Origin of the sequence: Flavobacterium sp. (assembly GCF_036741995.1) — a bacterium.
Lineage (GTDB): Bacteria > Bacteroidota > Bacteroidia > Flavobacteriales > Flavobacteriaceae > Flavobacterium.
In genome coordinates, this window is record NZ_DAINRG010000016.1 from 1 (window position 1) to 11,856 (window position 11,856).

Below are 11,856 nucleotides of genomic sequence, written 5' to 3' on the forward strand. Positions count from 1 at the left end.
AACTGAAAATCAGTTGTAGTTAGTGTATTCATTAGGTAGTGTTGTTGTTGGTGCAAAAATAGGGATTTGAGATTACTTTTTAAAAGTAAATGATTCGATTTTTAACTTGAATTATTGCTTTTCGGAAGTTGGTGATTGCTTTTTGAATAGGATTACTAAAAAACAAACCCTGCCAAGTTCTATTTTGACAGGGTTTGCTTTTTTTAAATACTATTTATTTAATAATCATTATTCTCAATGCTCTTATAGGCATCGATTACTTTTTTCACAAGTCGGTGGCGAACAATGTCTTTATCATCCAGATAGATGATACCGATGCCTTCAACATCTTTTAACACTAAGATAGCTTCTTTCAAACCTGATATCGTTCTACGTGGTAAATCTACTTGTCCGGGATCACCGGTGATGATGAACTTGGCATTTTTCCCCATACGGGTCAGGAACATTTTCATTTGCGAATGCGTTGTATTTTGAGCTTCGTCCAAAATCACAAAGGCATTATCCAGCGTTCTTCCACGCATGAAAGCCAGTGGTGCTATTTGTATGATTCCTTTGAGCAAATAATCTTCCAGGGTTTGTGGTGGTAGCATATCGCGCAAAGCATCATATAAAGGTTGCATATACGGATCTAGTTTTTCTTTCATATCACCCGGTAAAAAACCAAGGTTCTCCCCTGCTTCCACTGCCGGACGCGTCAAAATGATGCGCTTGACCTGCTTTTCTTTCAGTGCTTTTACGGCTAAGGCAACGCCGGTATAGGTCTTACCGGTTCCGGCAGGACCTACGGCAAATACCATGTCGTTTTTAGCTACATAATCGACCAGTTTTTGTTGGTTAGGTGTCATGGCTTTAATAAGCTTTCCTCCTATACCGTGTACCAAAATTTTATCACTGTCCGGCATACGCTGCTCTTCATGGGAATTGCTGTGTATCACTCTGTCGATGACGTTATCATCTATATTATTGTAGCGTGTAAAATGCAGCATTAGTCGGTTAAAGCGGTTTTCGAACTCATCTAACTCTTCTTTCTCTCCGAATGCTTTTAATGTAGTGCCTCGGGCTACGATTTTGAGTTTAGGGTAATATCTTTTAATGGTTTCAAGATGGGCATCTTGAGCGCCCCAAAATTCTTTGGGTGCGATGTCGTGTAATTCAATGATACGTTCGTTCAAAAGCAGTAGTATTAAATTAAAAAAATTCGCTAAAATAAATTAGCTTTGTATCCAAATTTAATCAAATAAAGGAATAGGTTTTACAATTTTAAAATCCTATTTCAACCAAGTTATAAACAATCTATGTCAATAATTACCTTAACAACCGATTACGGATTAAAAGACCATTTTGTTGGTTCTTTGAAAGGTAAATTGTTATCGGAGTTTCGCGAAGCCACCATTATTGATATTTCCCACGATATTGACCCTTTTAATGTAGCAGAAGCCGCTTATATTATAGGAGCCGCTTACAACAGTTTCCCCAAAGGAACCGTACACTTAATTGGGGTGGATATCGAACTGAATGCCGAAAACCAACACATTGCCATGCAATGGAATGATCAGTACTTTATCTGTGCCGATAATGGGATTCTGAGCATGCTGATTCAAAAGATTGTACCGCAAAAATTGGTAGCCATTAATATCCATGACCGATTGCCGAGCGATGCTACCGATTTGGATGTGTTTGTGAAAGTGGCCTGCCATTTGGCCAAAGGTGGTTTGCTGAACGTTATTGGCAAAGAAATCAAAACGATTAAAGAAGTAACCGAATTACAGGCTGTGGTTCAGGACAATCAAATCAAGGGCTATGTGATTTACAGCGACCATTTGGGCAATGCCGTGACCAATATCTCCAAGAAATTATTTCTGGAAATGGGCAAAGGACGGCCGTATGAAATCAAGTTTAAAAATCAAACCATTAAAACCATCTTACCCAAATACTCTGACATTGGTATATCTGAAAAATATCCTTTGAAGTACTATGAAGGCGAAAAGCTGGCGATATTCAACGAAGCCGGTTTTCTGGAAATTGCCATTTTCAGAAGCAATCCGGACACCGTGGGTTCCGCCTCTTCCTTATTGGGATTGAGTTACCGGGATGGAGTTACTATTGAATTTAAAAATTAGAAAATGTTTGTTAGAATAGTAAAAATGAGTTTTCACGAGGAGCATATTCCGAAGTTTTTGGAGAATTTTGACAGCATCAAAGAAAAGATACGCGGTGCCGAAGGCAATCGTTTTCTGGAATTGTATCAGGACAAAAACAATCCGTGTATTTTCTTTACGTATAGCTTTTGGGAAACCGAAGACGATTTGGAAAAGTACCGACAATCGGCCTTGTTTGATGATGTTTGGACCTTCACCAAAAAACTATTCAACGACAAACCCGAAGCCTGGAGTGTGAACAAAATGGTAAGTTTGCCATAATTACGAAATAAAAAATACTATGAAATCAATCGCATTACGAGAAATAAAATCCTTCTTTGGTTCGCCCATCGGTTATTTGGTGATTGCCATTTTCCTTTTGCTCAACGGCTTGTTCCTTTGGGTGTTTGATGGCGAATACAACATCTTACAAAGCGGGTTTGCCGATTTGAGTCCGTTCTTCACGTTAGCACCCTGGATCTTGATTTTCCTGATTCCGGCGGTGACGATGCGCAGTTTTTCGGATGAGAAGAAACAAGGAACTATTGAGTTGCTATTGACCAAACCTTTATCCATTTGGCAAATTGTCAGCGGGAAGTTCTTAGGCTCGTTTCTGTTAATTGTAATTGCCTTGATTCCAACTTTGGTTTATGTGTATGTGATTTATGGCTTAGGCATGCCCGAAGGTAATATTGATATGGGCAGTACCATGGGTTCCTATTTTGGTTTGTTGTTTTTGATTGCTTCTTATACCGCCATAGGCATCTTTACTTCTACCCTTTCCGAAAATCAGATTGTAGCGTTTTTACTTTCGGTGTTTTTGTGTTTTGTATTTTACTTTGGATTTGAAGGCATTTCCACTTATGTAAAAGGTTTTGAAGATGTCATTGCCCGCATCGGGATGGATTATCATTTCAAAAGCATGTCGCGCGGCGTGATTGATACTCGCGATGTTTTATACTTTATAAGTGTGGCTTTCTTATTTTTATCGTTTACCGTGTTTAAATTAAAATCTTTGAAATCGTAATGAGTGCGCCAAAAAATAACTTCAAAAAAATACTGACCACCGTTTTTATAATCGTGGTCTTAAACTTGGCTGGTCACTTTGTTTTCAAGCGATTTGACTTGACTGCTGACAAACGCTATACGCTTTCGCAAACGTCTTTGAACATTGTTAGCGAAGTGAAAGAACCTTTATACATTGATGTTTTCTTAGAAGGAGAATTTCCGGGAGAATTCAAAAAACTGCAGACGGAAACCCAGCAATTATTAGAGGAATTCAAGTCACAAAACTCGAATATCATTTTCCAGTTTGTCAATCCGCTGGAAGACGAAGACCAAAAAGACAAAACCATGCAATCGTTTATAGAACGCGACATGACACCGGTTAATGTTACTGTAAATGATAAAGGACAGCAAACTCAGGAAATGGTTTTCCCGTGGGCAGTAGCCACTTGTGGCAATCGTTCCGTAAAAGTACCGTTGTTGAAAAATATGATGGGCGCTTCCACCGCTGAAAAAGTAGTGAGTTCGGTACAGCATTTAGAGTACGCTTTCGCGAATGCCATCAATACCGTTTCCAAAACAAAACAAAAGAAAGTAGCCGTTATCAAAGGAAATGGCGAATTGCACGACATCCTGATTGCCGACTTTGTAAAATCGGTTCGCGATAATTATTTCATTGGAACTTTTACTTTGGACTCAGTAGCTAAAAGTCCGAATGAGACATTGAAATATTTGAACAAATATGACTTAGCGGTGATTGCCAAACCAACAGAAGCCTTTACCGAAGAAGAGAAAGAAGTATTGGATCAATACGTTCTGAATGGTGGTAAAACACTTTGGCTGGTGGATCAAGTGAATATGGAAATGGACAGTCTGTACAATCAAAACGGTTCCAATCTGGCTTTCCCAAGAGACTTGAATCTAAACGATATGTTCTTCAAATATGGTTTCCGTTTGCGTCCGGATTTGATTTATGATGTGCAGAATACGCCTATTGCTTTGGCCACCGGCGAACAAGGCAGTGCCACACAATACACGCAATATCCATGGTTTTTTTCGCCTATGATTTATCCTTCGGAAAAAACAAAACACCCTATAGTCAGTAATCTTGACGGGATTAAGTTTCAATTTACGAGCCCGATTGAGCCTTTGAAAAACGACATTAAAAAGACAGTGCTGCTGCATTCGTCACCTTATTCCAAATTGGTGGGCACGCCGGCTGAAATCAGTTTGAAAATGGTGTCCGACCGCCCGGAGCAAAAAGATTTTGTCAATACCGGAGACTTCCCGGTGGCGCTTTTGTTAGAAGGACAATTCCGTTCGACGTATGAAAACCGAGTGTTGCCGTTTAAGGAATCTTCGTTTAAAAATGTGGGCAAAGACACCAAAATGATTGTCATTTCGGATGGCGATGTGATTAAAAATCAATTGGATAAAAACTTCCAGCCACTAGAATTGGGTTATGACAAATGGACCAACAATTTGTACGCCAATAAAGAGTTTATGATGAATTGCGTCAATTATTTACTGGATGACAACGGACTTATTAACATTCGCAGCAAGGAAGTGGATTTGCCGATTTTGGATAAAGAAAAAGTCTATGCCAAGTACACCTACTCGCAGGTCATAACTGTAGCAGTACCAATTGTTATCCTCTTGGTATTTGGCGTGGTCTTTACCATTTTGCGCAAGCGCAAATACAGCAAGTAATGTTAATAAAAAACTTTTTGAAATCTATTAGTTTAAGATATATTTGTAAAAAATAAATTAAAATGAAGTTCATAGTATCGAGTTCATACTTATTAAAACAACTACAAGTACTAGGTAGCGTTATTAACAGCAGTAACACTTTGCCTATTTTAGATAATTTTCTGTTCGAATTAAACAACAAAACCTTAACCGTATCGGCTTCTGATTTAGAGACTACCATGTCGGCTACTTTAGAAATTGATTCTACCAGCAAAGGCAGCGTGGCTGTTCCTGCGAAATTGTTATTAGACATACTGAAAACATTTCCGGAGCAACCGTTGACTTTCACTGTGGAAGAAAACAGCACGATTGAAATCAGCTCCAATTCAGGGAAATATGCTATTGCTTATGCTCCGGGAGAAGAGTTTCCGAAATCAGTAAGCTTGGACGAACCATCCTCTACTGTAGTGCCTTCAGATGTTTTGGCAACTGCTATCAGTAAAACCATTTTTGCCGCCGGAAACGATGATTTGCGACCGGTAATGAGCGGAGTGTTTTTCCAATTCTCTCCGGAAGGTTTAATCTTTGTTGCCACTGATGCACACAAATTAGTAAAATATGCCCGTGCCGATGTAAAAGCGTCGCAAGTGGCGGATTTCATTATGCCAAAGAAACCTTTGAACATTTTAAAAAGTATTTTAGGAACATCTGAATCCGATGTGACTATTGAATATAACGACTCAAATGCTACGTTCTCTTTTGACAGTTATGTATTGACTTGTCGTTTGATTGACGGTAAATATCCAAACTACGAAGCGGTAATTCCAAAGGAAAATCCAAACAAATTGATGATTAACCGTGTTCTTTTATTGAACTCCGTGCGTCGTGTTGCGATTTTCTCTAACAAAACTACGCACCAGATTCGTTTAAAAATTGCCGGTGCCGAATTGAACATTTCTGCTGAAGATATTGATTACTCTAACAAAGCCGAAGAGCGTTTGACTTGTGATTACCAAGGCGATGACATGCAAATTGGGTTCAACTCTAGATTCTTATCAGAGATGTTGACTAACCTGCAATCGGATGAAATCATGTTGGAAATGTCGATGCCCAACCGTGCCGGAATTCTAACCCCAATTGATGGCTTAGACGAAGGCGAAACCGTTACCATGCTGGTAATGCCGGTAATGCTGAATAACTAATAATATAAACTAACCTTTATACCTGAAAACCGTAACTTCGAAAGAAGTTGCGGTTTTTTATTAGTGTAAAACTAAAATTGGTGTTTTTAAATGTTGAGATAATTTTTGTGTGGTCGTGGTCGTGAAAAGCTCTACAAAAAAGTTTCTTTTATAAGTCAGCAGCGCCAATAAATCAACACTTTGATTCAGTAGAAAATCCTCTATTGCAGCCTCTACATCTTCGCCTGGCAGAATAAAAAACTGTAATTTTTCTTCCTCTTCAAAATGCGACTGCCATCTTTTAATCGTTTCATCAGTAACATCTGACGATGATTTTTTAACATACAAACATTTAACGTTGGCCTGTAATTTTTTGGCTATTTTCAAAACCACCTGCAACGCTTCTATATCTTTTTCCCGAAAGCGCGTGGTAAACGCTATGGTTTCAATTTTAACAAATTTGGCTTCGATCGGAACGCTTAAAACCGGAACCATTACATCGGAAATAACAGAGGCCGTATTGGTTCCAATAAACGAATCAACCCAACCTGTGGCACCTTTGGTTCCCATCACCACGAAATCGACACTTTCCTGTTTGACCACTTTTTTAATATTGAAAACCAAATCACCATCCATCAAGATGTGATTCATCACAATATGGTCTAAGTTCCGTTCGGCAGCCAAGGCTCTGAGTTTTGGCATTTTTTCTTTAAAATGATCAAAATTAGTCAACTCAATAGCATCATATATTGTAGCATAATTAATCGGCATGGATTGGCTATCCACTATTGGCAACTCAAAAGTGTGTAATAAAACCAACTCGGCTTTAAAAAACTTGGCCAATTCAAGCGCATAAATAAACGCATTGTCTGACGTTTCAGAAAAATCTAACGGAACCAATATCTTTTTCATGAGTAAATGGATTTAATTTCTATCAAAATTACACTTATTTAGCTAATAAATAAATGACAATTATCAGGAAATTAACTATTTAATAACGGCTAATCGGTCTGTATTATTTTAAACCTTACTCCTTTAGAGTTTTAGTATCTTTGCCAACAAATGGGTAAAAAATGATTTCACAAGAAACTATAGTTGCTTTAGCATCACCTTCGGGTGCTGGTGCCATTGCGGTAATCCGAATTTCGGGTGTGGCTGCTTTGTCTATAGCCGAGCAGGTATTCCAGTCGGTTTCGGGAAAAACTATCAGCAAGCAAAAAACGCATACCATTCATTTAGGGCACATCATAGAAGATGGCAAAGTGTATGATCAGGTTTTGCTTTCTATTTTTAGAAATCCACATTCCTATACCGGTGAAGATGTGATTGAAATTTCGTGTCACGGCTCAACTTACATTCAGCAACAAATCATTCAATTGTTATTGCGAAAAGGCTGTCGAATGGCGCAGGCCGGCGAATTCACGCTGAGAGCTTTCTTGAACGGCAAACTCGATTTGTCGCAAGCTGAAGCTGTGGCCGATTTGATTTCTTCGGACAATGAAGCCAGTCATCAAATTGCCATGCAACAAATGCGTGGTGGATTCAGTAATGAAATTGCCAAACTAAGAGAAGAACTGTTAAACTTTGCTTCGTTAATTGAACTCGAACTCGATTTTGCCGAAGAAGATGTAGAATTTGCTGATCGCACTCAATTTAGAGATTTACTGAACCGTATCGAATTTGTTTTAAAAAGACTAATCGATTCCTTTGCTGTGGGTAATGTCATTAAAAATGGAATTCCAGTAGCGATTGTGGGGGAACCCAATGTGGGAAAATCAACTTTACTAAATGCTCTGTTAAACGAAGAACGCGCTATTGTTTCCGAAATTGCCGGAACTACGCGGGATACTATTGAAGATGAATTAACTATTGGAGGCATCGGCTTCCGCTTTATTGATACTGCCGGAATACGCGAAACTAAAGACGTGGTGGAAAGCATTGGTATCAAAAAAACTTTTGAAAAAATCGAGCAGGCACAAGTTATCATTTACCTGATTGACAGTTCGCAATTAACATTGGACAATCAAAATCTGAAGGAAGTTCAAATCGAACTCGAAAAGATAAAGAATCAGTTTCCAATGAAAGCTTTGGTAGTCATTGGCAACAAAGCCGATAAATTATCAGAAATACAAATCTCAAATCTTACATCTCAAATTCCAAATATCGTGTTGCTGTCTGCCAAAGAAAAACAAGGAATTGAAGGTTTGAAAAATCAATTATTATCCTTTGTAAACACCGGTGCTTTGCGCAATAACGAAACCATAGTAACCAACACCCGGCATTATGATTCGTTGTTAAAAGCCTTGGAAGAAATTCAGAAAGTGCGCTTTGGCATGGATACGCAATTGTCTTCAGACTTGATGGCTATTGATATCAAACAAGCCTTGTATTATTTTGGAGAAATCACAGGCGAAGTAACTAACGATGAGTTGCTTGGAAATATTTTCGCCAATTTCTGTATCGGGAAATAAAACTAAAATTGCATTCTATTTCTTGTTAAGCTAATTTTTTTCCTATCTTTATAACTCCTATCATTTCCCTCGCAATCAAAAAAGTCCTTTATGAGTTTCAAAAGAACTTGGATAAAAATTTCTAAATGGTTTTTAACAAGACCAAATACAACGGGAACCCTTGTTTTTCTGTTTTTACTCTTGTTGGTTGGTTTTGTGGTAGGATTGCGCTACAGTGTTGTTAAAGAAAACCGTCGTCGTGAGATGTCAAACATTATAAATGTTGTACATCAAAACTTTCAGCAAATCCTCAAAAATACTTATACAGCTACGTTGACACTTGCCATGTCTATCAATGATGAGGGTGAACCTGAAAACTTTACTAAAATTGCCCCTAAACTCATTAATTCCAATGCTTGTATTGATGCCGTTCAATTAGTACCCAATGGGGTTATTAAATATGTGTATCCTATAGATGGCAATGAAGCCGCCCTGAATTATGACATACTGCATACGTCAAGTGTACAGAAAGAGGCTCGAAAATCGATTAAAACGAAGTTGATTTATTTTGCCGGGCCGCTTAAATTAAAACAAGGAGGCGTTGGCGTTGTGGGAAGATTACCGGTTTTTAAGAAAAACAAATTTTGGGGATTTTCTGCTGTGATCATTAAATTGGAAACTTTGTTTAAGATGTCGGGAATACAGTCGATTGATGACACAAAGTATTATTTTCAATTTTCAAAAGTTAATCCCTACACTCACAAAGAAGAATTTTTTCTACCAAAAAAAGAGGACTTTTCAAGGAAATACTTCCAAACCGCTATCATTCCTGATGGGGACTGGAAGCTATATCTAATTGCCCGGGACAAAAACGGATTGTTTTACCAAATTATTACGTCGAGCATACTGGGTTTTTTACTGTCGCTTATTTGTGGGCTTTGGGTGGCGTCTATCATGAAAAAACCCGCCAAATTGCAACTGCAAGTTTATGAACAGGCCAAAAAAATATTTCATACCGAGCTGGAATTCAAAACTATCTTTGAGCAAGCTCCAGTGGGCATAGCCCGTGTAGAAATGCATACGGGAAATTTTTTGGAAGTCAATGATGAGTTTTGTCGAATTGTAGGTTACACGGAAAGCGAATTGAAAAAAATCAATTTCCAGGAAATCACGCATCCTGAAGATGCAGAACAAGATGTAAACTGCATGTACCAACTAAAAAAGGGGTTTATCAATGAATTTACCATTGAAAAAAGATACATTCATAAATCAGGAAAAATTGTATGGGGTAACCTTATCGTTTCCAAATTATGGAAATCGGATCGAAAGCCTGTAAATACTATTGCCATAATAGAAGACATTACAGAAAAAAAACAAGCAGAAGAAGCATTAAAAAAATCTTTTGAATTGGTTTCTGACCAAAATAAAAGGCTATTGAATTTTTCCTATATTGTTTCGCATAACCTACGGTCACATACTAGTAATATTGAAATCATTTCGGGTTTTTTGGAAACGGCCCAAACCAAAGAAGAACGTGATGAAATGATTGAATTGCTCAAAAAAGTATCGGCTTCGTTGAACGAAACGATGGTGAATTTAAACGAAGTAGTCAGTATCAGAACCAATGTTAATTTAAAAATAGAGCCCTTAAATCTCTACGATTATATTGAAAATGCTAAGACTGTTTTAAGTGAACAAATTGATAAAAAACAAGCTGCGATTCACAATATGGTGGCGCCAACAGTTGTAATCAATTACAATACGGCTTATCTGGAAAGCATCCTTTTGAATTTTCTTTCCAATGCCATTCGTTACAGTGACCCTAACCGGAAACCAGAGATCTTTTTTACTTTTGACGAAAAAACTAAAGCTTTAAAAATCAAAGACAACGGCATTGGTATCGACTTAGTGAAAAATGGCGAAAAATTGTTTGGTATGTATAAAACATTCAACAACAATCCCGATTCAAAAGGCATTGGGCTGTTTATTACCAAAAACCAAATTGATGCCATGGGCGGAAGAATCCAAACCGAAAGCGAACTCAATAAAGGAACCACTTTTACCATTTATTTCAAATGAAAAATAAAGTAATTTGTATTATCGATGACGATCCTATTTATCAATTATTGATTAATAAGATTATTGCCATGTCAAAAACAGAGTATGATGTTATTTCCTTTAAAAACGGGAAAGAAGCCTTAGAAAGTTTTTCAGAAACGCTGAAAGAAAACAAAAAATTACCCGAGATCATTCTGCTGGATATTGAGATGCCTATTATGGATGGTTGGGATTTCATGAACCAAATAGAAAAATCACTTGCCGAAAAAACCAAAAAAACGGCGATATATATCGTGAGTTCATCTATTGCTTATGAAGACAAAGAAAAAGCCAAAACATTCCCTGAAATCATGGGCTATTTTTCAAAACCTATAGACAGCAATAAGATTTTGGAAATCACCAAACATATCACCAAAAGCTAAAAACAAACCACAAAATAAATCCTAATTTATAACTAATTACACTATTTTTACCTCGTTATTTTTAAAAAATGTTTGAACTTTTAGGATATGTTGGTGCTTTATGTATTGGCTTGGTACTCGGAATTACCGGTGGTGGTGGCTCCATACTAACCGTTCCCATACTGGTTTACGTATTGAGTTTAAATCCACTGATTGCCACAGCTTATTCGTTGTTCATTGTGGGAACCACCTCGGCTTTCGGCACGATACAAAATCTAAAAAAAGGATTGGTTGCTCCCAAAACAGCAATTCAATTTGCAATTCCTTCAGTAATTGGCGTTTACTTAACGCGAAAATTTATCATTCACAAGTTGCCGGATACTATTTTTTATTTTGGTTCCTTACAACTTACCAAAGCTACTTTTTTGATGTTGATTTTTGCTGTAGTCATGTTTCTTGCAGCCTATTCGATGTTAAAACCACAGCAGGAAAAACAGTTGGAAGAAAAAAACAAAAACGTTTTTATTGTCATTATTCAGTTGTTCTTAGTGGGGGTTTTGATTGGATTAATTGGTGCAGGCGGAGGTTTTTTAATTATTCCGGCTTTGATACAATTGGCCAAATTGCCCATCAAAAAAGCCATTGGCACTTCGTTGTTAATTATCACCATCAATTCCTTAATCGGTTTTTTGGGGGATGTGCAAAACATTGCTATTGATTGGTCATTTTTATTAGTTTTCACGGCTATTTCCGTAGTGGGAATTTTTATTGGCCTAAAAATTCAGCAGCATATCAACGAAAAACAGTTGAAAAAAATATTTGGGATTTTCGTTTTATTGATGTCACTCTTTATCCTTTTCAAAGAACTTTTTTCATAAAGTATTCTAAAATCAACTCATTATACTAGTCTAATCTTTAAATTTGCACAAAACAT

General features: G+C 37.4%; 11 protein-coding genes. 9 read left to right on the plus strand and 2 right to left on the minus strand.

Features of this window, described 5'->3' with window-relative positions; translation table 11 throughout:
* Positions 1-218: 218 nt before the first annotated feature.
* Positions 219-1,172, minus strand: a complete 954-nt coding sequence (locus V7D82_RS06910; protein WP_333600247.1) for a PhoH family protein — start codon at positions 1,170-1,172, stop codon at positions 219-221.
* A 123-nt stretch (positions 1,173-1,295) separates the two neighbouring features.
* On the opposite strand from V7D82_RS06910, the gene V7D82_RS06915 reads away from it, so the two are divergent.
* The 5 genes from V7D82_RS06915 to dnaN all read left to right on the plus strand — a co-directional run bounded on the left by V7D82_RS06915 (position 1,296) and on the right by dnaN (position 6,034).
* Complete coding sequence (locus tag V7D82_RS06915; protein ID WP_333600248.1) at positions 1,296-2,120, plus strand: SAM hydrolase/SAM-dependent halogenase family protein; 825 nt, start codon at positions 1,296-1,298, stop codon at positions 2,118-2,120.
* A 3-nt stretch (positions 2,121-2,123) separates the two neighbouring features.
* Positions 2,124-2,420 (plus strand): putative quinol monooxygenase, encoded by a 297-nt coding sequence (locus V7D82_RS06920; RefSeq protein ID WP_333600249.1) that lies wholly within the window; start codon positions 2,124-2,126, stop codon positions 2,418-2,420.
* A gap of 19 nt (positions 2,421-2,439) precedes the next feature.
* A complete protein-coding gene (gene gldF / locus V7D82_RS06925) occupies positions 2,440-3,165 on the plus strand; it encodes a gliding motility-associated ABC transporter permease subunit GldF (protein WP_333600250.1) in 726 nt (241 codons plus the stop codon).
* A complete protein-coding gene (gldG, locus tag V7D82_RS06930; protein ID WP_333600251.1) occupies positions 3,165-4,853 on the plus strand; it encodes a gliding motility-associated ABC transporter substrate-binding protein GldG in 1,689 nt (562 codons plus the stop codon). The genes gldF and gldG overlap by 1 nt, the downstream gene beginning before the upstream one ends.
* Positions 4,854-4,915: 62 nt before the next feature.
* Positions 4,916-6,034 carry a DNA polymerase III subunit beta gene (gene dnaN, locus V7D82_RS06935; protein WP_333600252.1) on the plus strand — a complete coding sequence of 373 codons (1,119 nt, stop codon included), beginning with the start codon at positions 4,916-4,918 and terminating at the stop codon, positions 6,032-6,034.
* Positions 6,035-6,094: 60 nt separating this feature from the next.
* Here dnaN and V7D82_RS06940 read toward each other — a convergent pair whose 3' ends face one another.
* The gene (locus V7D82_RS06940; RefSeq protein WP_333600253.1) at positions 6,095-6,925 is read right to left on the minus strand and encodes a universal stress protein; all 831 of its coding nucleotides are present in this window, start codon (positions 6,923-6,925) and stop codon (positions 6,095-6,097) included.
* Between the two features lie 161 nt (positions 6,926-7,086).
* On the opposite strand from V7D82_RS06940, the gene mnmE reads away from it, so the two are divergent.
* From mnmE to V7D82_RS06960, 4 genes are all read left to right on the plus strand, one after another.
* Positions 7,087-8,484, plus strand: a complete 1,398-nt coding sequence (gene mnmE, locus V7D82_RS06945; RefSeq protein WP_333600254.1) for a tRNA uridine-5-carboxymethylaminomethyl(34) synthesis GTPase MnmE — start codon at positions 7,087-7,089, stop codon at positions 8,482-8,484.
* Positions 8,485-8,574: 90 nt separating this feature from the next.
* Complete coding sequence (locus V7D82_RS06950) at positions 8,575-10,542, plus strand: sensor histidine kinase (protein ID WP_333600255.1); 1,968 nt, start codon at positions 8,575-8,577, stop codon at positions 10,540-10,542.
* Positions 10,539-10,943: a response regulator gene (locus V7D82_RS06955; RefSeq protein ID WP_333600256.1), complete on the plus strand. Its 405-nt coding sequence runs from the start codon at positions 10,539-10,541 to the stop codon at positions 10,941-10,943. The genes V7D82_RS06950 and V7D82_RS06955 overlap by 4 nt, the downstream gene beginning before the upstream one ends.
* A gap of 68 nt (positions 10,944-11,011) precedes the next feature.
* The gene (locus V7D82_RS06960; RefSeq protein WP_333600257.1) at positions 11,012-11,800 is read left to right on the plus strand and encodes a sulfite exporter TauE/SafE family protein; all 789 of its coding nucleotides are present in this window, start codon (positions 11,012-11,014) and stop codon (positions 11,798-11,800) included.
* Positions 11,801-11,856: the final 56 nt, after the last annotated feature.